The organism is Mycobacterium sp. UM_CSW, assembly GCF_000455205.1.
Classification (GTDB): Bacteria; Actinomycetota; Actinomycetes; order Mycobacteriales; family Mycobacteriaceae; genus Mycobacterium.
In genome coordinates, this window is the sequence record NZ_AUWQ01000019.1 from 26,242 (window position 1) to 49,605 (window position 23,364).

Annotated in this window: 18 protein-coding genes; 7 read left to right on the top strand and 11 right to left on the bottom strand. The window is 66.6% G+C overall.

All coding sequences use genetic code 11. The features are described from left to right. Window positions 1–27 precede the first annotated feature (27 nt). From N415_RS08585 to N415_RS08600, 4 genes are read right to left on the bottom strand one after another with little or no spacing between them, the layout of a single operon-like run. The gene (locus N415_RS08585; protein ID WP_068179568.1) at window positions 28–924 is read right to left on the bottom strand and encodes a hypothetical protein; all 897 of its coding nucleotides are present in this window, start codon (window positions 922–924) and stop codon (window positions 28–30) included. Next, window positions 924–2,504 carry a bifunctional 3-(3-hydroxy-phenyl)propionate/3-hydroxycinnamic acid hydroxylase gene (locus tag N415_RS08590; protein ID WP_068179571.1) on the bottom strand — a complete coding sequence of 527 codons (1,581 nt, stop codon included), beginning with the start codon at window positions 2,502–2,504 and terminating at the stop codon, window positions 924–926. Before N415_RS08590 ends, N415_RS08585 begins: the two co-directional genes overlap by 1 nt. Beyond that, window positions 2,501–3,418 (bottom strand): fumarylacetoacetate hydrolase family protein, encoded by a 918-nt coding sequence (locus tag N415_RS08595; RefSeq protein ID WP_068179574.1) that lies wholly within the window; start codon window positions 3,416–3,418, stop codon window positions 2,501–2,503. Before N415_RS08595 ends, N415_RS08590 begins: the two co-directional genes overlap by 4 nt. 38 nt (window positions 3,419–3,456) lie before the next feature. Further along, a complete protein-coding gene (locus tag N415_RS08600; RefSeq protein WP_068179578.1) occupies window positions 3,457–4,602 on the bottom strand; it encodes a VOC family protein in 1,146 nt (381 codons plus the stop codon). 393 nt (window positions 4,603–4,995) lie between these two features. Here N415_RS08600 and N415_RS08605 point away from each other — a divergent pair, with 393 nt between their 5' ends. Together N415_RS08605 and N415_RS08610 are read left to right on the top strand one after the other, a co-directional pair. Beyond that, complete coding sequence (locus N415_RS08605; RefSeq protein WP_068179583.1) at window positions 4,996–5,454, top strand: MmpS family transport accessory protein; 459 nt, start codon at window positions 4,996–4,998, stop codon at window positions 5,452–5,454. Continuing rightward, window positions 5,451–8,384 (top strand): RND family transporter, encoded by a 2,934-nt coding sequence (locus N415_RS08610; protein ID WP_068179746.1) that lies wholly within the window; start codon window positions 5,451–5,453, stop codon window positions 8,382–8,384. The genes N415_RS08605 and N415_RS08610 overlap by 4 nt, the downstream gene beginning before the upstream one ends. A gap of 46 nt (window positions 8,385–8,430) precedes the next feature. On the opposite strand, the gene N415_RS08615 is transcribed toward N415_RS08610, so the two are convergent. Next, window positions 8,431–8,736 carry a hypothetical protein gene (locus N415_RS08615; RefSeq protein ID WP_068179586.1) on the bottom strand — a complete coding sequence of 102 codons (306 nt, stop codon included), beginning with the start codon at window positions 8,734–8,736 and terminating at the stop codon, window positions 8,431–8,433. Window positions 8,737–9,023: 287 nt separating this feature from the next. On the opposite strand from N415_RS08615, the gene N415_RS08620 reads away from it, so the two are divergent. Further along, on the top strand, window positions 9,024–10,358 hold the full coding sequence (locus N415_RS08620) for an NAD(P)/FAD-dependent oxidoreductase (protein WP_068179589.1): 1,335 nt from the start codon (window positions 9,024–9,026) through the stop codon (window positions 10,356–10,358). Window positions 10,359–10,415: 57 nt separating this feature from the next. Here the strand turns inward: N415_RS08620 and N415_RS32580 are convergent, their stop codons facing one another. After that, window positions 10,416–14,381 (bottom strand): GAF domain-containing protein, encoded by a 3,966-nt coding sequence (locus N415_RS32580; protein ID WP_081665132.1) that lies wholly within the window; start codon window positions 14,379–14,381, stop codon window positions 10,416–10,418. A gap of 217 nt (window positions 14,382–14,598) precedes the next feature. On the opposite strand from N415_RS32580, the gene N415_RS08630 reads away from it, so the two are divergent. Continuing rightward, window positions 14,599–16,110, top strand: coding sequence for an adenylate/guanylate cyclase domain-containing protein (locus N415_RS08630; protein ID WP_068179593.1), 1,512 nt, complete (start codon window positions 14,599–14,601; stop codon window positions 16,108–16,110). A gap of 61 nt (window positions 16,111–16,171) precedes the next feature. On the opposite strand, the gene N415_RS08635 is transcribed toward N415_RS08630, so the two are convergent. Further along, a complete protein-coding gene (locus N415_RS08635; RefSeq protein WP_068179597.1) occupies window positions 16,172–16,402 on the bottom strand; it encodes a hypothetical protein in 231 nt (76 codons plus the stop codon). 377 nt (window positions 16,403–16,779) lie between these two features. Here N415_RS08635 and N415_RS08640 point away from each other — a divergent pair, with 377 nt between their 5' ends. Then, window positions 16,780–18,168, top strand: a complete 1,389-nt coding sequence (locus tag N415_RS08640; RefSeq protein ID WP_068179599.1) for an NAD-dependent succinate-semialdehyde dehydrogenase — start codon at window positions 16,780–16,782, stop codon at window positions 18,166–18,168. Window positions 18,169–18,207: 39 nt separating this feature from the next. Next, window positions 18,208–19,908: a thiamine pyrophosphate-binding protein gene (locus tag N415_RS08645; RefSeq protein WP_068179602.1), complete on the top strand. Its 1,701-nt coding sequence runs from the start codon at window positions 18,208–18,210 to the stop codon at window positions 19,906–19,908. 113 nt (window positions 19,909–20,021) lie between these two features. Here the strand turns inward: N415_RS08645 and N415_RS08650 are convergent, their stop codons facing one another. From N415_RS08650 to N415_RS08660, 3 genes are all read right to left on the bottom strand, one after another. Beyond that, window positions 20,022–20,417, bottom strand: coding sequence for a type II toxin-antitoxin system VapC family toxin (locus N415_RS08650; protein WP_068179604.1), 396 nt, complete (start codon window positions 20,415–20,417; stop codon window positions 20,022–20,024). Then, complete coding sequence (locus N415_RS08655) at window positions 20,414–20,683, bottom strand: type II toxin-antitoxin system prevent-host-death family antitoxin (protein WP_068179607.1); 270 nt, start codon at window positions 20,681–20,683, stop codon at window positions 20,414–20,416. Before N415_RS08655 ends, N415_RS08650 begins: the two co-directional genes overlap by 4 nt. A 77-nt stretch (window positions 20,684–20,760) precedes the next feature. Continuing rightward, window positions 20,761–22,008 carry a nucleotide disphospho-sugar-binding domain-containing protein gene (locus tag N415_RS08660; protein ID WP_068179611.1) on the bottom strand — a complete coding sequence of 416 codons (1,248 nt, stop codon included), beginning with the start codon at window positions 22,006–22,008 and terminating at the stop codon, window positions 20,761–20,763. A 297-nt stretch (window positions 22,009–22,305) separates the two neighbouring features. Here N415_RS08660 and N415_RS08665 point away from each other — a divergent pair, with 297 nt between their 5' ends. Then, complete coding sequence (locus N415_RS08665; protein WP_068179614.1) at window positions 22,306–23,034, top strand: GAP family protein; 729 nt, start codon at window positions 22,306–22,308, stop codon at window positions 23,032–23,034. A gap of 43 nt (window positions 23,035–23,077) precedes the next feature. Here N415_RS08665 and N415_RS08670 read toward each other — a convergent pair whose 3' ends face one another. Then, the gene (locus N415_RS08670) at window positions 23,078–23,335 is read right to left on the bottom strand and encodes a hypothetical protein (RefSeq protein WP_068179616.1); all 258 of its coding nucleotides are present in this window, start codon (window positions 23,333–23,335) and stop codon (window positions 23,078–23,080) included. Window positions 23,336–23,364 lie beyond the last annotated feature (29 nt).

Here is a 23,364-nt window from a genome sequence, read left to right on the forward strand (position 1 = left end):
TTGCCACCTTTCACCACGGCGAGCAGATCAAGTCTGGGCAAGCGCGAGGCCCGTGAGCCCGAAGCCCAGGTGCACGAGTTCAGTGTCAACGCCGGTGTCGAGGTTGACGTAGCGGATGCCGCCACCCAGATCACCCACATAGAACTCCGACTCGGACACCGCGGCGACGCCGATCGCCTCGTGGTACCCGCGAGACACGATCTCCGGTGCACCGATCGTCGGCTGCACCGCCGCGCGGTTGAGCGTGTTGCCGTCGGGTTCGGCGCCGCGATCGGTCCACAGCATCGTCGTGCCCCCGAGCAGGTGCAGATCGATGGGTTCCGGGAGACCCCGCCACAGCAGTTCGATGTCCTCGCGATGCCGCGGACTGACATCTGCCGGCAGATCCAGCGGCGCCCGAAAGATCCTGCCCTCACCGGCCTTTGGTGCACCCTTCTGCGTCCAGTACAGCAGGCGGCGCTCCAGGTCGACGGCGATGCCGACGCAATGGTTCGCGATCGTTTGCGCGTCCTCGTCGCCTACCCCGGTCACCACCAGGGGCCGCAGGCCGCTGCCGTCGAGGTTGCAGGTCAGCACTTGCATGCCCTCACGGTCGCACCAATACAGCACGCCCGCTTGCCAATCGGCCGCGAGCTGCTTGCCCGTGGTGAAGGCGCCGCGCGGCACGATCGTGACGCGGTTGGTTCCGTCCAGATCCGCGCGCTCCAGCGATCCGTTGCGGGCGTAGGCAACTTCCGAACGTGGGTCGCCTCCGGGATCGGGGGCGCCCATGTTCGTCCAGTAGATGTGGCCGCGTTCCTGGTCGACGACGAGACCGTCGGGCCTCTCGTCCAGCCCGGCGATCAGGGTCCGCACCCGGGCACCGTCCAACGACACCGCCTGCATCTCCTGCTTGCCGTCGTTGAGCACCAGCAGCTCGGTCATCAGCGCTCGCTTTCGGTTTCCGCGGCAGCGCCGACGGAGAACGACGGCACCGCATCGCACAGCGTACGAATGTTCTTGCCGGCCTGCATGACCGCGCCGTCCGGTCGGACGATTGCCGCGGTCGCCCGGCCTCCCCGGAGCCACTTGCCGAGCTGGCTCTCGCGAGTGACGGAGACCACCACGGCCCCGCGGTCGTCGAGCTCCTTCTGCTGCGTCGGGCTCAACCACGCCGACGTGACCAGCGCGAAGCGGTTGCCGACGACCTGGTCGAGGTGCAGCCCGTCGCGCAGGACCGGGTTGGGGCACAGCGTTCCCGCCAGGCCGCCCGGAACACGCGACTTGATCACCATCTCCGACCGGTGCAACCCGGGCGCGACGCCGTCGGCGGCGCTGGTGCGGGTGCCCGGCAGGCGTAGGTTCTGCAGCCGCGGGAAGACCACCTTGCGGACGAGGTCGCCGACCGTGCCGCCGCCCGTCATCGCTGCTCCGACCGACACGGCCATCATGATCATGGCCGCGGCGTGGGCCTTGCGCTCCTGCTCGTAGGTGTCCAGCACGCTTTCGGGCAGGGAATTGCCTAGCACGCCAGCCACTTTCCAGGTCAGGTTCAGCGCGTCACGCAGGCCGGCCGCCATCCCCTGGCCGACGAACGGCGGCGTCAGGTGGGCCGCGTCGCCGAGCACGAACACGTTGCCTTCGCGCCAGCTGCTGGCCACCTGCGCGCGGAAGGTGTAGGCGGTGACGCGGACCAGGCGCAACTGCTCCGCCGGCACCTCGCCCAGCCATGGCTTGATCAACGGCTCGATCTGCTCGATGGTCTGGTAATCCGCGGCGCTCTCCCCATCGAGAAGCCGGAATTCCCAACGGTAGCGGGTCTGCCCGACGCGCATGTACGTGCCGGCACGCTCCAGGCTGCACAGCTGGTGGCAGCCCTCCCACTGGTCGAGGTCGGCGTCGGTGTCGACGTCGATGACGATCCACTCCTGCTGGAACGGCAGCCCGTACATGTGCGAGCCGATCGAAGCCCGAACGATGCTGTTTGCGCCGTCGCAGCCCAGCACGTAGCTGGCATCGACGGACTGCTGTCCGCCGCGCACCCGATCAAGGAAGCTGACCCGCACCTTCCCGTGCTTGTTCTGGGTGAGGCTGGTGACCTCGACGTCACCGTGCAGCGTGACGTGCGGGTAGCGCTTGAGGTTGGTGCGCATCATCGCTTCCAGCTCCGGCTGGTCGAACATGTTCATCTGCGGGTAGCCGTTGGCGCTGGGGTCGGTGCTGCGCTTGAGCTCCGCCAGCACCCGAAACTCCTTGTCCAGCAGACGAAGTCCGTGCGCGGGCCGCCGGTGGGCGGCGAACTCGTCGCCCACGCCCAGGCGTGCCAGGATCCGGTAGATCTCGTCGTCGGCGTGCACCGCCCGCGGCAGCGGGTAGACGGTTTCGTGCCTGTCGAGCACCAGCGTCGGGATGCCGTACTGCCCCAGCAGCGTGGCTGCGGTGATGCCGGTCGGGCCGGCGCCGACGATGATCACCGGCACGAAGTCCGGCAGGGACGCCGCGGCGCCGTTGGAGTGTGCGTTCATCGGTAAACCACCTTGTTGCGTTGCGTGCCGAGGTCGAGGGCGCCGTCGTCGGTGGCCACCGTGGCCTCCACGACGTCCCCGTGGTGCAGGTAGTTGGGGTTCTTCGCCTGGTCGGCGAGGAACGTCATCAGGTCCATCTGGTGCGGGTTCTCGACTCCCCGCGCGGTGAGCGCGGTGCCGACCGGGGTCCCCGTGAGGATCAGGTCGCCGGCTTCCACCTTCTGGAACCTGGCCAGCGTCTGCAGAGCCTCGACGGGCGAGTACAGCATGTCGCCCTCCACCACCATGTTCTGCCGCAGCTCGCCGTTGACCCGCAGCTGCAGCCGAAGGTCGCCGAAGCGCTTGAGCTCGTCGGCGTCGACCAGCACCACGGCCGGCCCGAGCGGGGTGAACGTCGGGTACGACTTCGACTCGAAGAACTGCTGTTTGGTCAGCTGCACGTCGCGCGCCGACACGTCGTTGGTCACGACCAGCCCGTGAACGAACTCGGCCAGGTTGGCCTCCGTCACCTCGGTGCCCACCGGGATCTCGCGGCCGATCAGCAGACCGATCTCGAGTTCGTAGTCCAGCAGCTTCACGTGGGGTGGCTTGACGATGTCGTCGAACGGACCGGTGACCGAACCGGAGGCCTTGCGGAAGAAGGTCAGCGGCGTCTTGGCCGGGTCGCGCCCGACGTCGCGCACGTGCGAGGCGTAGTTGGTGGCCTGGGCCACCAGCCGGCACGGCGTGGTGACCGGCGAGACCAGCGCGAGGTTCGCCACCGGCACCGTGTCGGCGGAGTGGGCGGCGTCGTCGATGGCGTGGCGGTCGGCCAGCACGCCGGCGGTGGTGGTCGCGTCGGTGCGGATGCGGGCGGCGCCGTTGGGCGTCTGCACCCACCACGCGTCGGCGGTGCGCAGGATCGAGATGGTCATTGCGGGGATCCTTACTTTCTCTTGGTGGATGGTGGGTGTCAGGAGTTGCCGACCGCGAACAGCCCGCGCAGGGCGGACAGGTCGAACTCGTTGTCGTGGCGCAGCGCGTCGACCATCAGGGCGACTTCGCGCGCGGTCTCGCTCGGCGAGCCGACGCCCAGGAAGTCCCGGCTCGGCGGCGGGCCCCATTGGTACAGGCCGGAGGCAGTCAGCGGCGCCCAGCCGGGCTCGAGCGTGTTGTCGAACATGTCGCCGTCGGCGTAGTGCTCGACGAGGAAGTCGCCCTCCGGGTCCCGCCAGTAATCGAAGAGCTGGCTGCCCTGGATGTGGCGGCCGATGCCCCACGAGCGGAAATACCCTTGCTCGCGCAGGTATTCGCCGCCGGCGGCCAGCGCGTCGAGGTCGGCGACCTGATAGGCCGAGTGCACGTAGCGGTGGGTCGGCCCCAACGCCATCGCCAGCGTGTGGTGGTCGGCGGGCACCGAGCCGCGGTCGCAGCGGATGAAGCTCATGACGGGGCCCCGCTCGCGCTGGCCCGGGTAGTAGCAGAAGTCGCTGACGATCAGGCCGAGGTGCTCCAGGTACCAGTTCAGCGCCTCGATGTACTTCGGGGTCTGCAGCACGATGTGCCCGAGCCGCTGGACCGTGGCGGGCACGCGCGGGGGCCGCTGGGTGGAGTTGGCCCGGACGGTCCGGCGGCTGGGGCCGAAGTTGAACACGTGCGGCTGCTGGGAGGGCAGCTCCTCGAACTCGTAGACGCCCGAAACCACCTTCAGCGGAATGCCGCTCGGGTCGACGAGGTGGATCGCCACCCCACCGAGGGTCTCGGGCAGCGGCCGCACCGTCGTCCCGGTCGCGCCGGCCAACCGCAGCAGGTCGGAGTACTCGGCGGCCACAAAGGCGGGGCCGATGAACCGCGACCGCGCGCCGCGGCGGATCAGGACGCACGGCGCACCGGCGTCACTGCCGCGCAGGTGTAGCTCGTCTTCGGTGCGCAGCGCGACGCTGAACCCGAACGCCACCGCGAATTCCTCGGCCTTATTCAGGTCGGGCTTCTCGAACTCCAGCCAGATGACGTCGTGGACTTTGATGACCGGGTTGGCGCAGCGTCCGGGATGCTCACCCGGCAGGCCGCCCTGCTCGCTGTGCAGCCCGTTATGGGCACCGATGAGTTGGTCGGTCATTGGTCGCTCCTCAGACAAGATGAAAGACATGAATTGGCAAGGCTTTCGGCGGCGCACGCGTCCGCTTACCGCACTCGCCATCAAGCATGGCGCCGTGGTGACCGCCTGTCCTTGCGGCTGACGCCACTCGGCATACCCTGCTAGCGGGTATCCGCGGTTCTGACTATTCGTCACTGTTGTGTTGGATGACAACGCAACTCGGTCAACGACGAGCCGATGCCCCCCAAGAATCGCCGTTAGATTGCGCAACTAATTCATATAGCGCTCTTCGCTTTTTAGCGTTTACTATGCACACACAACCGAATCTGACGGTCCAGGAAAGGTCGAAAGACCCGCCTTGGAGGCTTGCCTCCAATAGTGCGCGCGTGGTGAACGATCCGGAGGAGGATCGGCATGAGCACTAGACGCAAAGGGCGAGGAAACATAAGCGCCCTCGGTAAACTTTGGCGGCCCCTCGTCATTGTGGCCGTCCTCGCGGTCGTCGCTTACGGCGTCAACATCGTCCGGAATAACAGCGAGGCCATCAGCCATCCGGCCACGACGAGCTCCCTCCCGGCCACCGTCGTCCAGATCAACCCCAAGAACGTCACCTACGAGGCATTCGGCACGCTCGGCGAGGGCGGCAAGGTCGTCTACGCGAACCTTGACAGCCAGCCGGTCGAAGTCCGGCTGACAGCCCTGCCCTGGTCGGTGTCTGAGACGACGATGTCGCCCTCGGCGACCTTGAGCCTCGTGATGCAGGTCGACGGGGACTCGGCCGGGTGCCGCATCCTCGTCGACGGCAAGGTCCGGGACGAGCACCTCGTGTCCCACCAGAGCGCCGCCGTCGCGTGCACGGTGACCGCGGCATGAACGACGAGGCGCCCACCGGGCCCATCGAGACCGAAGAACCGGTCCCGGCCGACGAACCGGTCAAGCGACCCCTCCTCGCGAGATTGTGCCGCCAGTTCGCACTGCCGATCGTCTTGTTCTGGGTGGTGCTGGGCGTCGTGGTGAACGTCTTCGTCCCCTCCATCGAGGAGAACACCAAGGCCAACGCCAAGGCGCTCGTCCCCCGGGATTCGCCGTCGTCGCAGGCCGCACTGGTGCAGGGGAACGCTTTCCGCGAGTCCGACTACACGAGCGCCGTCGTCGTCCTTCTCGAAACGGACGGCCGCAAGCTCGACGACCAGGACCACAAGTTCTATAACGAGCTGGTCCGCCGGTTGCGCGAAGACAAGCAGCACGTGCAGTCACTGCTGGACCTCTGGGGCAAGCCGGTGACGAAGTCGGGGCAGCAGAGCGCCGACGCCGAGGCGGCCACGTTGACCGTCCGCCCGACCGGGGACACCGGTGACGCCACGTCGAGCCGCTCGATCGACGCCATCCGGGACATCGTGGCCAAGGTCCCGAAACCGCACGGCCTCAGGACCTATGTCACCGGACCGGCCGCGCTGAACACCGACACGCTCGACGCCGCCGACGCCAGCATGTTCACGCTCACGATCGTGTCGGTGATCGTGATCATCATCATGCTGCTGCTCGCCTACCGCTCGGTGGCCCGAGCCCTTATCCCGCTGGTGGGTGTGCTCCTCATCTTGGCGACGGCCCGAGGCGTCGTCTCGTTCCTCGTCGGCCTGCACGTTCTGGGGATCTCGTCATTCGCGATGAACATGCTCGTCGCGTTGGTTCTGGGCGTCGCCACCGACTACGGCATCTTCTTCATCGGCCGATACAACGAGGCGCGCCGGGCGGGACACGACAAGGAATCCGCCTACTACGAGTCGGTCGCGAACACGCAGCACGTCATCCTCGGGTCGGGCATGGCGATCTCCGGGTCGACGCTGTGCCTGAGCCTGACCAAACTGAACTACTTCCGCACCCTGGGCCCGCCTTGCTTCGTGGGGATGGTCGTGGCGGTCGTCGCCGCGCTCACGTTGGGGCCCGCGATGCTCGCGCTGGGGGGCCGCATCAAGTGGCTGCAGCAAATCAGCCCGACGAGCCCGATGTGGCGCCGACTGGGGACCGCGATCACCCGGTGGCCGGCCGCATTCATCTTCGTCGCCCTCCTCGTCGTCCCGCTCTGCGTCATGAATCTCGCCACCTACAAGGTGAGTTACAACGACCGGGACTTCGCGCCTGCGACGGTCGAGTCGGTCGAAGGCTACGCTGCCTCGGACCGGCACTTCCCGAAGAGCCAGTTGTCCGTCGACAACCTCTACGTCAGTGCGGATCACGACATGCGCAACACGACCGACCTGATCTCCCTGGACCGGATCGCCAAGACCATCCTGCGGGTTGCCGGCATCTCCATGGTGCAGGGCATCACCCGGCCGAACGGCCGGCCCCTGGAACACGCTTCACTTCCCTACTCCATGGGGTCGATGGGAACGAAGATCGGCGAGAACCTCGCCTTCTTTAAGGATCGGGTCGCCGACATCGACACGACGGCAGACCACATGGGCAAGCTCATCGAGGAAACCACCCAGCTTGAACAGCTCACCGGCCGGCTTGAGGATCTCACCAGCCAGCTGACCGGGGGCACTCACCTCTCGCGCGAAGCGACCGACCGGATGCGAGCGATCACCGACGAAGTCCGGGACAACCTCGCGAACGTCGACGACTTCTTCCGGCCGCTGCGCAGCTACCTGTACTGGGAGAGGCACTGTTACGACATCCCGATCTGCTGGGCCATCCGGTCGCTTAACGAGACGGTCGACAACGTCGACCAGGTGAGCGAACAGCTCGGCAACTTGGTGAAGGGCCTGGCCATCATCGACACGGTCACTCCGCAGATGGTTCCCCAGATGCACGCCATGGCCGAACACATGGGGACGATGGTCAAGGAAATGCGGGCGATGCAGTCGCTGACGCTGAGTACGCAAAGCACTCTGCACGCCATGATTCCGCAGATGGAAGTCATGATTCATCCGATGATCGACATGGCGCAGGCATTCGACAACGCGAAGAACGACGACTTCTTCTTTCTGCCGCCAGAGTCGCTCCAAACCGAGAATTTCAAGGTCGGTCTCGAGTTCTTCATGACTCCTGACGGAAAAGGCGCGCGCTTCTCGATTTTCCATGAGGGCGAGGCGATGAGCCCGGCGGGCATTCAGCAGACGAGAAATGCAACGGCCGCCGCACACGAGGCCATCAAACAAACGGCGCTATCGAACGCGAAATTGGACATGGCAGGCGCCTCGCCGACCTACCGCGACGTGGAGGACTTCTCCCACAACGACCTCATCCTCATGATGCTGGCGACTTTCGGGTTGGTATTCGTCATCGTCTTGGTCATCACCAGGGCACTCGTTGGCTCAATCCTGGTCCTGGTCGTCGTCGTGCTTTCGTTCGCTGGTTCATTGGGTTTGGCGTCCTTGATCTGGGAGACGTTGCTCGGCACCCAACTGCATTGGCTGAACGTCCCCATCGCGTTCATCGTGCTCGTGGGAGTGGGTTGTGACTACAACCTGCTGCTGCTCTCCCGGTACCGGGAAGAGCTCGACGCCGGCATCGCGACCGGCATGATCCGCGCAATCGCGGGTTCCCTGAGCGTGGCGGTCACTGCGGCCCTCGTCCTCGCCGGCACGATGCTGGCGCTGCTTTCCAGCGACGTGAAGAACATCGGGCAGGCCGGGTCGACGATCGCGATCGGACTGATCTTCGACATGTTCATCATGCGGCTGTGCCTCGTCATGCCGATCGCCCGAATACTCGGCCCGTGGTTCTGGTGGCCGCAGCGGGTGCTGAGCCGGCCCAGGGCTGCGGCCGGTGTTCGGTCCGCGGCCGTTCCGCCGCTGTAGAGTCAGCCGCCGTGATGCGGCCGCCGGAGCTCACGCCGCCCGAGGCTCACAGGGGCCGGAAACACATGCACTGTTCGACGGTCTTGAAATTCTGCCCGCAGTAGATGCACCGCATTCGGCCCGAGCGGCCGATCCTGGCCAGAGAAGCCCGCACCCACTTGCGGTAGTGGAACGTGCACACCGGCTGATGACCACCGCAGGGCTGGTGGCGCAGCGCGAGCCAACTCGCCGGCCGCTCACACCCGTACGCGCTTTCACAACGCACCGGCTCGGCCCATGCGGACACCACGGCGTCGAATGAGTCGGCCGTTTCGGGCGGGACGGCATCCGACGTCTCGGGACGCGGGGTCATGCCGGTGCCTATACCCTCCGCCGCTCTCGTCAATCGCCGCGGCGGGATACTTTCGCGGGGCGGATATCGGAGTCAGACGCGCTCAGACGGGTTCACGCCAGCCGGTAGGTGCCGCTGGTGGCTTTCCGCAACCGGCTATGGGTGCCAGCGGTGATGTGTTTTCCAGCGTCAATCTCGATCATTGACACGCACGGACCCACTCCGCGCGCCGGTTTGTTCCGCGGCGCGGAACCGTGCGGAGCAAGTGCAACGCGAGATGGCGACTAGAAACGACTGAAGGAAGTGAAGTGGGAGTGGAACAACGGCATCGCGTTGTAGTGATCGGTTCCGGGTTCGGCGGGCTGACCGCCGTCAAGGCACTCAAGCACGCTGCCCTCGACGTCACGATGATCGCCCGCACCCAGCACCACCTGTTCCAGCCACTCCTGTATCAAGTGGCGACCGGCATCATCTCGGAGGGCGAAATCGCCCCCGCCACCCGAGTGATCCTGCGGAAGCAGAAGAACGCCAAGGTGTTGCTGGGCGACGTGGTGCACATCGACCTCGAAGGCCGCCACGTGGTCTCCGAAGTGCTCGGGCGTCGCTATACGTGCGAGTACGACACATTGATCGTTGCGGCGGGGGCGGGCCAATCCTATTTCGGCAACGACCATTTCGCCGAGTTCGCCCCCGGCATGAAGACCATCGACGACGCGCTGGAGTTGCGCGGGCGCATCCTCGGGGCGTTTGAGCAGGCGGAGCTCTCCAGCGATCCGGCGCACCGGCAGAGGCTGTTGACCTTCACCGTCGTGGGTGGTGGTCCGACGGGTGTGGAGATGGCGGGTCAAATCGCTGAACTGGCCCGCGAGACGCTGAAAGGCTCGTTCCGGAACATCGACTCCGCCACGGCGCGGGTGATCTTACTGGACGCCGGCGATGCGGTGCTCCGACCGATGGGACCAAAACTCGGCAGGAAGGCCCAGGACCGGCTGCAGAAGATGGGGGTCGAGATTCAGCTGGGCACGATCGTCACCGACGTCGACCACAGTGGCCTGATGGTCAAGGACGCTGACGGGACCGTCCGCCGCATCGAATCGCAATGCAAGGTGTGGTCGGCGGGCGTATCGGCTAGCCCGTTGGGCCAGGACATCGCCGACCAGTCCGCGGCCGAGATCGACCGTGCCGGACGCGTCAAGGTGCTGCGGGACTTGTCGATTCCGGGCTACCCGAACGTGTTCGTGATCGGCGATATGGCGTATGTGGAAGGCGTGCCCGGCATGGCCCAGGGCGCGATCCAGGGCGCCAAGTACGTGGCTGCAGTGATCAAGACGGAACTCAAGGGCGCCGGCGACGCCGAACGGAAGCCGTTCAGCTACTTCGACAAAGGATCGATGGCCACGGTGTCGCGGTGCTCGGCGGTGGCCAAGGTCGGCCCGATCGAGTTCGGCGGGTTCATCGCCTGGTTGGCTTGGTTGTTCCTGCACCTGGTGTACCTGGTGGACTTCAAAAGCAGGACCACAACACTGGTTTCGTGGATCCTGACGTTCTTGAGCACGCGTCGCGGCCAGCTGACGATCACCGAGCAGCAGGCCACCGCCAGCGTCACGCCTCAACAGCTGGCGGACATCGCTGCGGCGAGTTGAGACGAACAGGTTTTTCGCCCCGCCCGTTCAGAAGCCTTGCCTTGCAGCGCTTTACCCTCATTCGGCTCGGCTGGTGTGGTGCGGGATGGTGATGTCGAGGGCGGTGCCCCCTCCCAGGGGGCTGGCCACCCGCATCCAGCCGCCGAGCACCTCGATGCGGTCCTTGAGGCCGATCAGACCGGAGCCCTTACCCGAGTCCGCCCCGCCGACGCCGTCGTCCGAGATGAGCAGGGTGAGGTTCATGTCGTCGGCGTGCGCCCGCACCCTCACCTCGGATGCCTGAGCGTGTTTGGCCGCGTTGGTCAACGCCTCCGCGACCACGTAGTACGCGGCGACCTCAACGGAGTCGGGCAATCGGTGGTCAATCGCGACATCGAGGTCGACGGGCACCGACGAGCGACGGGCCAGCGTCTTGAGCGCCGCAGACAGACCGCCGGTCGACAGCACCGCCGGATGGATGCCCCGGGAAATCTCCTGCAGCTCGGTGAATACGTCGGTCAGGCCCGAAACCGCCTCGGAAAGCTCGTGTTTCAGGGCATCGGACTCGGGTGGCACCGACTCCTGCGCGAGACGGAGTTTCAGGCCCAGGGAGACGATCCGTTGCTGGGCTCCGTCGTGGATGTCTCGTTCCAGGCGGCGACGGGCATCGTCGGCGGCCGCCACGATCCGGGCCCGCGACGCGATCAGCTCCTCGCGGGTGGTCGCGGCCGCGATCGCCGTCGCCACCAGTTCGGCGAATTCGACGATGCGCGCTTCGGTGTCGGGCGGCAACGGATCTTGGTCGGTGGTGGCAACCACGGCCAACCCCCACAGCCGCTCGTCCACCACGATCGGCGCCCCGACCCGCGACCGAACACCCAACTCCCGAACACGCTCGGCGATGGGGCCGTCAGCGCCCTCCCAGCTGTCCATCCGCGCCGCGCGCCGCGTATGCAACACCCTCGCGGCGACGTTGTCGCCCTCGGTGCCCAGGCGCTCCCCCACCTCCAAATGCGCCACTCCGGGCGCCGCATGGGAGGCCACGACGAAGATCGCCGCGCCGTCGTCCTCGAAACGGAGCACCTCGGCGCTCCCCACATCCAGGCAGTCGGCCATCTCCTCGGCCACCGCCGAGAACACCTCCGCCGGACTGACCCCTTGTGCGACCAGCGTCGCCACGCGCCGCAGCGCCGTCTGCTGCCTGGCCAGCACGCTCAGGTTGTCGGCGAGTTCGCGCAGGCTATCGCGGCTGGCCTGCAACTCAGATCTGGTGGCGGCGTTGGCAATTGAGGTGCCCACCAGATCCGCGAAGTCCGCCATGCGCGACTCGGTGTCGGGCGGCAAGGGTCCCGTTCGCGACGCCACGCCGACCGCACCCCAGACATGGCCACCGACGACGACGGGGACCGCGACCATGGATTGGATGCCGAGATCACGGATGAAGGCAGCCGTCGAGCCAGCCGCGCCGTCGTGGGTGTCCATGCGGGCGGGCCTCCCGGTGCGCAGCACCATCGGCGCGACGTGGTCGCCGCCCAGCGAGAAACGCTGGCCGGCCGTCGGCGCGCTCATGTCCAACTCCTCCACGCGCCCGACTGCCTCCACGACGATGTCGTCACCGTCGAAACGAATCACGGTCGTGTTGTAGACGTCCAGGCATTCCCCTAGCTGCTCGGCGACCGCGTTGAAGACCTCGGCGGGCGCCGCCTCGCGGGCAACGAGTTCGGCCACCAGGCGCAGCGCCGTCTGCTGGCCAGCGAGGTCGCGCAGGCTGTCACGGCTGGCTTGAAGTTCAACCCTGGTGGCGGCGTTAGCGATTGACGTGGCCACCAGATCCGCGAAATCGGAGATGCGCGCCTCGGTGTCGGGCGGCAGTGGGTCGTTGCGCGACGCCGCGGCGAGCACGCCCCACACGTGCGCCCCGACGGTGATGGGCACGCCTACCATGCACCGCACCCCGGCATCGCGAATGCGTGCGGCCGTCACGCCCGCCGCATGGTCGTGGCTGTCAATTCGGGCGGGGCGACCGGTGCGCCGGATGATTGGCCCGATGTGGTCGCCGGTCAGGGGGAGCCGCTCGCCGATCGCCGGCGGGTTCGGCAGTTCCGGCTCGGCGCGGCCAAGGGCCTCGATGACGATGGCATCGTCATCGAACCGGCCGACGGTCGTGTTGTGGACGTCCAGGCAGCCTGCGGTTTCCTCGGCCACCGCCCGGAATACCTGGCGAGGCGGCGCCTCGCGCGCCACCAGTTCGGCCACCCGCCGCAGCGCCGTCTGGTGTCGGGCGAGGTCGCGCAAACTGTCGCGGCTCGCCCGAAGCTGTTCCCTGGTGGCCGCGTTGGCGATCGCGGTGGCGACCAGGTCGGCGAAATCGGCCATGCGGGCTTCGGTCTCAGGAGGCATGGGCGTGATCCGCGACGCGACCGCAAGCACTCCCCACAGATCTGAGCCGACAACGATGGGGACACCGACGACTGATTGCAGCCCGCCCGCACGGATGCGTGCGGCCCACGCGCCCGAAGCGTTCTCGTAGTCATCAATTCGCGCCGGTCGACCGTCTCGCCGAACCATTAGGGCGATGTTGTCCCCCTCCATCACGAACCGTTCCCCGACCACCGGAAGGTTCGGCATCGCGGAATCGGCCCGCGCGACGGCCTCCACGATCGTCGCGTCGTCGTCGTAGCGGACCACGGTCGCATTCTGGACGTCGAGGATGCTGGCGATTTCCTCCGCGACCGCGTGGAACACTGCTGCCGGCTGCGCCTCACGCGCGACCAGTTCCGCCACCCGGCGCAGCGCCGATTGGCGTCGCGCGAGCTCGCGCAGGCTGCTGCGGCTGGAATTCAGCTGTTCACGAGCCGCCGCATTGGCGATCGCGGTCGCAACCAGATCGGCGAAGTCGGCGATGCCCACCTCGGTGTCGGCCGGCAGGGGATCGCCCCGCGAGGCCACGGCGGCCACCCCCCACAGTTGTTCGCCGACCATGATCGGGACGCCGACCATCGATCGGATGCCCATCTCCCTCAGGCGTGCCGCCGAAACGCCCACCGCGTGCTCGTGGTTGTCGACCCGCGCGGGCCGTCCCGTGCGCCGAACGATCGCAGCGACGTCGTCGCCGCCGAGTGGAAACCGCTCGCCCACCGCCGGCGGATTCGGCAGGTCGATCTCCGGACGCCCAAGCGCCGCGGTGACGATTTCATCGCCTTCGTAACGACCCACCGTCGCGTTGTAGACGTCCAGAATATTGGCCATCTCCTCGGCCACGGCGTTGAACACGTCGGCAGGCTCGGCATCGCGGGCGACCAGTTCGGCCACCCGACGCAGCGCCGTCTGATGCCGGGCGAGCTGACGCAGGCGGTCCCGGCTCGCCCGCAGCCGCTCCTGGCTGGTCTCGAGCATGGTCCGGATTTCGCGGAGTTGCTCTTCTTCCGCGCGTTGCCCGGTGACATCGCGGCCGACGGCATAAAACAACCCGTCGTGCGGCGTGACGCTCCATTCGATCCACCGCGAAGAACCATCACGTCTAATCGCCCGGTTTTCGAAGCGAACCGGCCCACGGCCCTCGGTCAGATCTTTTATCGGCTCACGGAGCCGATCCATGTCTTCGGGCGGTACCAATTCGAATGGGGCGGCCATCAAATCGTCCATCGTGTAACCCAGCGTCTTTTCGAAGGCCGGATTGACCTTCAGCAATTGGCCCTGATCGGAAATGACCATGAGGTCGGAAGTAAGTTCGAAGAACTGTTCCAATCCGTGCGGGCTGTCGTCCGATCCGTTGCTGACCTTCCCGCGGTGGCTGGCGGCGGCGAAGACGGCGGCCACAAAGTTGCCGACGAGGGCCACGCCCAACAGAACCGCGTAGATCGTCCCCGTCGGGTCGTCCGGTGCCACTTGCTCGAGGAGAACGACCAGCACTGCCGCGACGACCGAGAACCCCGCCGCGGCGGTGACCGCAAACCCGGGCGCCGGAACTGCCCGCAGCCGAACCGACGCTTTTGGGGGCGCAACCGTTGACGTGCGGGCGGCGCGCCGACGTCTGGGCGACATCTGTTCAGTATGTATCGTTCGGACGTTCAGCAAAGCCCCACCGTTGCTTTTTTGCACTCCGCTTATCTCGCGTCGACCTTGCCACCACGCAGCGGCGAAGCCGACCAGCACACCTGGCAGAGTTCTCTCAAAAGGCGAGATGAACGGCTTTGTCGCATGCCCTGCGCGTTGCCGGAGATGTGATGACGGCCAACGCTTACAGCATTACGCTCATCCGATGGCGGAAACGTCGTACGCATTCTGCGGCGATTTGAGCCTTGCCTATCAAGTATTCGGCGACGGGCCCATCGAGCTGGTCCTCATCCCGCCTTACGTCAGCCACGTCGAGCTGTTCTGGACGCAGCCGGAGTACAAAGCGTTTTTCGAGCGTCTCGGGACCTTTTGCCGCGTCGTGGTGTTCGATAAGGCCGGCGTCGGATTGTCGGACCCGGTCCCCAAGGTTCGCTCGGTGGACGATCGAGCCGCCGAGATCGAGGCCGTCATGGACACCGTTGGCTTCGATAAGGCCGTCCTTCTTGCGTTGAGCGAGGGTGGCCCCGCGGCCATTGTCTGGGCGGCACGCCGACCGGAGCGAACGCGGGCGCTGATCCTCCACGGCACGTACGCCACCCTGGGCGGTCTGGAGTGGGACGACTTGGATCGCAGCACGGAGGAGGTCCGAGCGCGTATCGTTCGCGAACTCGGTGACGAGTACGCGCCGACGATTCAGCAGCTCGAACGCTGGCAGGACTTTGGCGACGCTGTCCGCTCGGATTGGGGCGACGGTAGGGCGGTCAAGTGTCTGGTGCCGTCAGTTCGTTCGATCCGCCAGCTCGGAATGATGGAGCGGATGTGCGCGAGCCCCGGAATGGCGCGGGCAACCGTCGAAGCGTCGTTCGGCATCGACGTTCGGCCGATCCTGCCGACCCTCAACGTCCCGACGCTCATCGTCCACGCCCGCGGAGACCCCGGGGTGCCGGTGCAGTATGGGCGATACCTCGCCGACCACATTTCCGGTTCTCAGATCATCGAGGTCGAGGGCGTGGACCATGCGCCCTGGTTCACCGAGCCCGAAAGAACCACGACGGCGATCGAGGAGTTCCTGACCGGCAGCCATGCAGCGCCGCCGCGATCGCGTCGCGCCCTGCGCACCGTGCTGTTTACGGACATGGTCGCCTCGACACAGCACGTCGCGGAGACGGGCGATGATCATTTTCGTGCGATCCTGCAGCGCTTCGACGGCAGCGTGCTCAAGAGCACCGGTGACGGCCACCTCGCCACGTTCGACGGCCCGACGCAAGCGATCCGCTGTGCCGAGGCGTTGCGCGATGACGCTGAAACACTTGGCATCCGGATCCGCAGCGCCATCCATACGGGCGAGTGCGAACTGCTCGACGGAGACATCACCGGAATTGCGGTACACGTCGCGGCGCGGATCCTTGAGCAGGCCGGTGCCGGCGAAATCCTCGTCTCCCGCACCGTGCGTGACCTTGTCATCGGCTCGGGCACAGGCTTCGACGACCGGGGCACCGTCGAACTGCGCGGGGTGCCTGGCACGTGGCAACTGCTGGCGGTCGACCGGCGCGGCGCGCGGGCCGGAACGGCTGAGGCCACACTGGCGTCAATGCCCACGCCCGGCCCGCGCACCGGGATGCGCCGATCGGACCGCGCCGTAGAGGCCATCGCCAGGAGAGCACCGTGGATCCTGCGGGGGTTGGCCTATTTGGCCCCAGGCGTCGACCGCAAATGATCGCACCAATAGTTGCTCGGCTGAAAGCCCTACGCGCACAAACCCTTCGGTCACGAGGGGATCAGTTGACGCAGATGGTCCCACTGAGATGGGTGCCGTCGCCGGTGAGGCATCCGTTCGGGGGGTCCTTCGGCAGGCCGGGCGGCAGGCAGTTCTGCCGATAGTTGTCCCAGTACCAACCCTGGGGGCAGTCGGCGAGACTCGGACCCGCCGAGGGTACCAGCAGCGGGGCCAAGCCAAGACCGGCCACCGCCAACCAGGCCGCGGATAGCGCGATTCTGAGGTTCTTCATGTTCCCTTGCGTCCTTTCATGTTTCGACACGCTTGCCACAAGTGTGACGATGATCGACGCCGAAGCGCTGCACGCCAGCTACCAATCCGCGTACCGGCCAGCACCAACACACTCCCGAAATGACTCTTCGGGCACGCGTCCAAACGCGTTGTAAACCGGCGCAATACTGACGGTCCGTCAGAAAGTCACCGCATCGGCCGACATTACCGCTGGCTGGTATATCCATTTGCCGGTGGCGGTAACGACATGTCCTCGCGACGGCCGCATCCTGAGATCAACCCCGCGACAGCAAAGGCTGCGCGTAATCGCTTGCAGAAAAAGAAGTTACAAGCCAAGCAGCGGTGCGGAGCCGCTCGGAGACAATTGGAGGAACAACCATGGCATACCGGACAGTCAACCCGTTCAACAACGAGGTTGTCGCCACCTTCGACGACCTGACCGACGCGGAGGCGATGAACCTTCTTGACCAGGCGCAGAAGACATTTGAGTCCTGGAGCCAGACGTCCTACGCCGAGCGCGCCGCGTTGTGCCGGCGTGCCGCCGCCATCCTCACCGAGCGGCCCGACGAGTTCGCCCGCCTGCTGACGCTGGAGATGGGCAAGCTGTACAAGGAGGCGCTGGGCGAGGTGGCGCTGAGCGCGCACATCTTCGCGTACTACGCGGAGAACGCCGAGAAGTTCCTGGCGCCCGAGCGCATCGACACGATCAGCGTCAACGACAACGCGATGCTCGTCAGCCAACCGCTCGGCGTGATCCTGGGCGTGCAGCCGTGGAACTTCCCGTTCTACCAGCTGGCGCGCGTGGCGGCCCCGAACCTGATGGCGGGCAACGTCGTGATGGTCAAGCACGCCTCCAACGTCCCGCAGGCCGCGGCGGCCTTCGAGCGGTTGCTGCTCGAGGCGGGCTTCCCCGAGGGCGCCTACACCAACCTGTTCGCGACCAAGGACCAGATCAACCTGCTGATCGACGACCCGCGGGTGCGCGGTGTGTCGCTGACCGGCAGCGAGGGCGCCGGCAGCGTCGTCGCGGCCCGGGCCGGCAAGAACCTGAAGAAGTCGACCATGGAGCTGGGCGGTTCGGACGCGCTGATCGTGCTGGACGACGCAGACCTCGACAAGACCGTCCCGTGGGCGGTGTGGGGCCGGATGAACAACGGCGGGCAGTGCTGCGTGGCGTCCAAGCGGATCATCGTCGCCGAGGAGATCGCCGACGAGTTCTTGGAGAGGTTCTCCGCCGCACTGGCCGAGCTCAAGGCCGGCGACCCGTTCGACGAGACGACGACCCTGCCGCCGATGTCGAGCCAGGGTGCGGCCGACGAACTGAACGACAAGATCAAGGCCGCGGTCGAGGCCGGCGCGACGGCCATCACGCTCGGAGAGCCGGTGCCCACGACGGGTGCGTTCGTGCAGCCGACGATCCTGACCGACCTGACCCCGGACAACCCCGCGTACTACCAGGAGTTCTTCGGGCCGGTGGCGCTCTTCTTCCGCGCCACGAGCGAGGACGACGCCGTCCGGCTGGCCAACGACTCGCACTTCGGGCTCGGCGGTTCGGTGTTCACCCAGGACCCCGAGCGCGGGGTCGAGGTGGCCAAGCGGATCGAGACCGGCATGGTGTTCGTCAACCACCCCACCTGGACCAAGCCGGACCTGCCCTTCGGCGGGGTCAAGCTGTCGGGCTACGGGCACGAACTCTCCGGTATCGGCATTGCAGAGTTCGTCAATAAGAAGCTGATCAACGTCGTGCCGATCGACGCGCCCGAGTAATCCAATTCCCCAGTGGCTCAACGTAAAAGGAAGGCAATCATGGCTGACTTCACCGTGGGGAAGTACCTCGCGAAGCGGTTCGAGCAGATCGGGCTGAAGCACTACTTCATGGTCCCCGGGGACTACAACCTCGTCCTGCTCGACGAGCTGCTGGAGAACGAGAACCTCGAGCAGATCGGCTGCTGCAACGAGCTGAACGCCGCCTATGCGGCCGAGGGCTACGCCCGGGTGAACGGCGTCGGCGCCGTGCTCACCACGTTCAACGTCGGGGCGTACTCGGCGCTGAACGGGGTGGCCGGCGCCCACGCCGAACGCCTGCCGGTGATCATGGTGTCCTCGAGCCCCAATACCAACGATGCGGGCGAGAACCACATTTTGCACCACACCGTGGGCACGCACGATTTCACCGCGCAATACGAGGTGTTCCGGCAGGTGACTTGCGCGGCAGTGCGCATCCAGCACCCCGACAACGCACCGGCCATGATCGATCACGCGATCAGCACCGCGTTGCGCGAGCGCAAGCCCGCCTACATCGAGATCCCGTGCAACCTGTCGGCCGCGCCGTGTGCGGCACCCGCGCCGTTCTCGGAGTTGCCGGCCTGGCAGCCGAGCAACGCGCGGACGCTGGCCGACGCCGTCGCGCGGGCCACCGACCTCATCGCCGGGGCGAAGAAGCCAATCCTGTTGGCCGGCGTGCATCTGCGCGCCTACGGCGCGATCGACGCCTTCCGCGAACTGGCCGAGGCGCTGGGCTGCGCGGTGGCGGTGATGCCGAACGCCAAGGGCTTCTTCCCCGAAGACCACCCGCAATACGCCGGGATCTACTGGGGCGAGGTGAGCAGCCCGCAGTGCCAAGCCATCGTGGACTGGGCCGACCTGATCGTGGCCGCCGGTCCGGTGTTCAACGACTACACCACGGTCGGCTACAGCGCCATGCCGCCGCGCAAGCGGATGATCAACGCCGAGCCCCGGGTGGTGCGGTTCCCCGACTCCGAGTTCACCGGCGTGTCGCTGGCGGACTTCCTGTCCGACCTGGCGAAGAAGGTGCAGGCCAACGACGCCACCCTGACCCAGTACAAGCGGCTGCGGGGGACGGCGTCGGTGGCGCCGCGGCCGGCCGCCGAGGACCCGTCGGCGCCGCTGAGCCGGGTCGAGATGTGGCGGCAGATCGAGGAGGAACTCGACTCCGACACCACCCTGCTGGTGGAGACCGGTGACTCCTGGCTCAACGGCATGTACACGCGGCTGCCCGGTGGTGCCCGGTTCGAGATCGAGATGCAGTGGGGCTCGATCGGCTGGTCCGTGCCCGCCAGCTTCGGGTACGCGATGGGGCTGGAAGAGGGCCGCCGGCTGGTCTCGGTGATCGGCGACGGGTCGTTTCAGCTCACGGCCCAGGAGGTCTCGAACATGATCCGCCACCGCCAGGAGATCCTGATCTTCCTGGTCAACAACCGCGGCTACGTGATCGAGTCGGCGATCCACGACGGTCCCTACAACTACTACAAGAACTGGGACTACGCCGGGCTGGTCGACGCGTTCAACGCCGAGGACGGCGCCGGGCTGGGGCTGAAGGCAACCACCGCAACGGAATTGGCCGCGGCGATCGAGAAGGCCCGCGCCCACACGGGTGGTCCGGTCCTGATCGAGTGTGAGATACCGAATGACGACGCCAGCCCCGAGTTGATCTCTTGGGGATCGAAGGTGGCACGCGTCAATTCCCGCCCGGATCCGCGGTTCTGAGGTTCCCTCCGATAGAGCCGGCCGGTCGTGCGAGGTTGCTCAGGCGCACGACTGGCCGGCTCTCCATTGCGACGGACTGGCGCTCGAACCATTCTGCGCGAGAGCTGATTCCCTCAGCCGCCCGGTGAGACGGTCGGCAACCCTTGCGATTCTGCCGCATCGAGAAGCCTCCGATCGTAGGCGCAGAACGCTGTCAGACCGCGTCGGTGGGCGTGCGCGGTAGCCAGGTGTATCGCATCGAGAGTGCGCAGCTCGGCGGGCTGGATGGTTGCCGCGGCGGCCGCGATCGCGTCCGTCAACACGAGGGTGTCAATCGAGGCGGCGACATTTCGCGCCCTGGCCATAGCATCGGGCCCGATCCGCGCGACCGCGCGAATAAGTTCGATGTGACCGATAGCGCTCGTCGCCAGGTCATCTTCCAGACGGGCATTGAGCCATTCGACCAATGCTGCTGACTCCTCCTCAGCGGCAATAAGTTTCACGGTGGCCGACGTATCAAGGTAGATCATCGGTCGGCGCGCTGGTCCTCCAGTATCGAACTGAGTGAACGGCCTTCGACGAGATCGGCCATGCTGAGTGGAAGGCGTGGCGCTGTCGCGGGGACCAACTGCCCTTCGGCGATCAGCTTCTCGCGCACTTGCTCCCCGGGAGTGAGCGGCACCAAGCGGGCCACAGGCCGGCCGCGTTCGGTGATTTGGATAATCACGCCAGCCTTCGCCTTCGCTACCCAAACACTGGCGTTCTGGCGTAGTTCACGAATCCCGATTACTTCCATCGAGACAGTGTAGCACCTAATGTGCTACATGCTGCTCCGGCGACGCCCAGGTTGACGTCGCGTGGTGTTCGCACTGCTTAGGAGTTGATGCTCACCGCGCCGCTGAGCACCCGCTGCTCGATCAGGTCGGCACCGCGGGCCACACCGCCGGTTGCCCGGAAACCGCCCGCCACCAGGCGGGCGCCGGCCGACATGGTCATCGCCTGCTGCACCTTGGCCGAAAGCCGTTTCGCGGTGAGCTTTTTCGCCGGCAGGCGGGTACCGCACCGCGCCACCTCGACCCGCCGTGCGACCTCGAACTGGTCGCGTCCGAACGGCACCACACACACCGGGACTCCGCGAGCAAGGGCCTTCTGGGTGCCCCCCATGCCGCCGTGCGTGATCGCGCACACCGCGCGGTCGAGCACCGGGCCGTGCGGCACGAACTGAACCACCGTCGCGTTGCGGGTGGGGGGAATGTCCCCGGGCAGGCCCGCGGGCAGCGTCGCCACCACATGCACCGGCAAGTCGGCCAGGGCGGTTATCGCGGTCCTGACGAGTCGCTCGTCGGCCTGTTGTTGCGACGAGGTCGTCACCAGGACGATCGGCCGGTCGATGGCCTCGAGCCACTCGGGCACCTCGTGCATGGCCGGTTCGAACATGCACGGGCCGATCATTTGCACGGCGTCGCCCCACTCGGTTTGCGGGTACTCGAACGGCTTGCCGCTGGCCACCAGCATCAGCGGAGCCCGCCGGAAGAACCCGTCCGCCGACGTGACCGGCGGTGCGCCGGCGCTCGCGCGAATCTTGTTGCCCGCCGGCAGAACCGCCCGCTCCATCATGCCCATCACGATCGGCCGCAGCGCGGCGTCGCGGGCCCGGCCCAGCGGGCCGGCCAACGGAGCCAGACCCAACCCGAAGGGCGGGACCCCGCGCGACTGCAGCGGCGGCGTGTACGGCGAGAAGCATGCCCACGGGGTGTCGCCCGCGTCAGCGACCGATAGGGCGCCCCAGCAGTTGACGTCGACGATCAGGGCATCGGGACGCGTGCGGGCCACCGCGTCAGCGAAGTCGGCGACTTCGTAAGCGGCCCGGCGGCAGAACACGTCGACGGCCCGCTTGAGGGCACCTCGCGGGCTGGACGCCTTCCAGTCGTCGTTGACCGTCGCCTCGATCCGGGGATCGATGATGTCGGTGATAAAACCCAGCTCCCGCGCCATCTCCACGCCGGTGGAGAGGGTGCGCAGGTGCACCTCGTGGCCGCGGGCCGAAAGTTCGAGCAGCAGCGCGCTGAACGGGAACAGATGGCCGAGCGCCGGCGACGTGTAAGCCAAGATTCTTGCCATTTGTGTTTTCCCATCCTCTGGGCGCGTGATGAATATCGGGTGTCTCACATTGTTTCCGATCAAACGTCGCGCGTCAGTAGGGCAGGCCACCATATGCCTTGGGTGCCAACAGCTATTCGCGGTGTGGTCTCCGGCTTTGGTGAATAGTGCTGACAGGAAGTGCAAATGGCGGCCAGCTGTACCGACGGCGATCGCTTCGTCAGCGACACTGTAGCCATGTGGGCAGCAACCCTACTGATGCTTCGTTGCGGTGTGTTCCCGTTTCGCACGGCTCGTTTCGAACTGGCGTAGGCGCCGATGTCTAGCGCGGTCATTCTCTTGTCGCTCGTCGCGGCTATCGACCCCGTGCGGATCGGCATCACCGCGCTGTTGATCTCCCGACCGAAGCCCATGCTGAATCTCTTCGTCTTCTGGCTCGGAGGCATGGTGATGGGCATCGGCGCGGCGCTCGCCGTGGTGCTCTTCCTGCGCGACGTCACGCTCTCCGCCATGCAAACGGTGATTTCGACCACGAACTCCCCCATGGCGGCCTACGTTCAGGTCGCAATCGGCTTGCTCGCAGTATCTTTCGCCGCCCGGCGCCTGGCGCGTTCGGGAGCACAACAGCGCCCACCCGTGCCGGCGACCGCTGGCGAATCCTCGGTGCTGCTGTTGGAACCGGACGCACCACCGCCCGCCTCTCGGCTGTCGATTCGGGGCCGGCTGGAATCCGGATCGTCATTGGTGGCGTTCGTCGCGGGGGTTGCCCTGGCAACCCCGCCGGTCGAGTACATGGCGGCGATCCTGGCCATCCTGGCGTCCGAGCCCGCGGCGGCTGGGCAGCTGGGCGCGGCGCTCTTCTTCACCGTGGTCGCGTTTGCGGTCGTCGAGGTTCCGCTCGTCACCTATCTCACCGCGCCGACGCAGACGCTTGCCGTCGTGCAGCGGCTGAACGGCTGGATGAGCGCGCGTCGTCCTGCCATCCCCGCCGTGGTCGTCGCCGTCTTGGGTCTCTCACTGTTGGCTTCCGGCATGGGCCGGCTCTAGCGGACTCGACGCGCCGCGGCGACCCGATCAGTAAGTGGCGCGGTCAGATTCGCGACCAGCGCAGCACCGAGACAGCAAGTTTGCAGCGCTCGCACGTCCCGACGACGTCGCGATGCTTGCGGCACGAGAGCATGACGGCGCCGCAGCAGTCGTTCCGGGTGGCCCAGCGGGCGGGTCTCTTGCAGCGCCACAGCATGATCGGTCGGGCCAGCTTCAGCGCGGCGAACAGGTCGCACGGAAGGTCGAACCTCAACTGGTCGAGAATCGCTGCCTCGGGGCCATTCTGGCGGCCGGTTCTCATCGCGCCACCTCGGGCCGGGCGGCGGTCGC

What these genes read in the sequence shown, in the direction of transcription:
- N415_RS08590 (WP_068179571.1), bottom strand. Translation starts at nt 2,504, where the DNA reads ATGAACGCACACTCCAACGGCGCCGCGGCGTCCCTGCCGGACTTCGTG.
- N415_RS08645 (WP_068179602.1), top strand. Translation starts at nt 18,208, where the DNA reads ATGGCTGACTTCACCGTGGGGAAGTACCTCGCGAAGCGGTTCGAGCAG.
- N415_RS08660 (WP_068179611.1), bottom strand. Translation starts at nt 22,008, where the DNA reads ATGGCAAGAATCTTGGCTTACACGTCGCCGGCGCTCGGCCATCTGTTC.
- N415_RS32580 (WP_081665132.1), bottom strand. Translation starts at nt 14,381, where the DNA reads ATGTCGCCCAGACGTCGGCGCGCCGCCCGCACGTCAACGGTTGCGCCC.
- N415_RS08595 (WP_068179574.1), bottom strand. Translation starts at nt 3,418, where the DNA reads ATGACCATCTCGATCCTGCGCACCGCCGACGCGTGGTGGGTGCAGACG.
- N415_RS08610 (WP_068179746.1), top strand. Translation starts at nt 5,451, where the DNA reads ATGAACGACGAGGCGCCCACCGGGCCCATCGAGACCGAAGAACCGGTC.
- N415_RS08655 (WP_068179607.1), bottom strand. Translation starts at nt 20,683, where the DNA reads ATGGAAGTAATCGGGATTCGTGAACTACGCCAGAACGCCAGTGTTTGG.
- N415_RS08600 (WP_068179578.1), bottom strand. Translation starts at nt 4,602, where the DNA reads ATGACCGACCAACTCATCGGTGCCCATAACGGGCTGCACAGCGAGCAG.
- N415_RS08585 (WP_068179568.1), bottom strand. Translation starts at nt 924, where the DNA reads ATGACCGAGCTGCTGGTGCTCAACGACGGCAAGCAGGAGATGCAGGCG.
- N415_RS08635 (WP_068179597.1), bottom strand. Translation starts at nt 16,402, where the DNA reads ATGAAGAACCTCAGAATCGCGCTATCCGCGGCCTGGTTGGCGGTGGCC.
- N415_RS08670 (WP_068179616.1), bottom strand. Translation starts at nt 23,335, where the DNA reads ATGAGAACCGGCCGCCAGAATGGCCCCGAGGCAGCGATTCTCGACCAG.
- N415_RS08650 (WP_068179604.1), bottom strand. Translation starts at nt 20,417, where the DNA reads ATGATCTACCTTGATACGTCGGCCACCGTGAAACTTATTGCCGCTGAG.
- N415_RS08665 (WP_068179614.1), top strand. Translation starts at nt 22,306, where the DNA reads ATGTCTAGCGCGGTCATTCTCTTGTCGCTCGTCGCGGCTATCGACCCC.
- N415_RS08640 (WP_068179599.1), top strand. Translation starts at nt 16,780, where the DNA reads ATGGCATACCGGACAGTCAACCCGTTCAACAACGAGGTTGTCGCCACC.
- N415_RS08630 (WP_068179593.1), top strand. Translation starts at nt 14,599, where the DNA reads ATGGCGGAAACGTCGTACGCATTCTGCGGCGATTTGAGCCTTGCCTAT.
- N415_RS08615 (WP_068179586.1), bottom strand. Translation starts at nt 8,736, where the DNA reads ATGACCCCGCGTCCCGAGACGTCGGATGCCGTCCCGCCCGAAACGGCC.
- N415_RS08605 (WP_068179583.1), top strand. Translation starts at nt 4,996, where the DNA reads ATGAGCACTAGACGCAAAGGGCGAGGAAACATAAGCGCCCTCGGTAAA.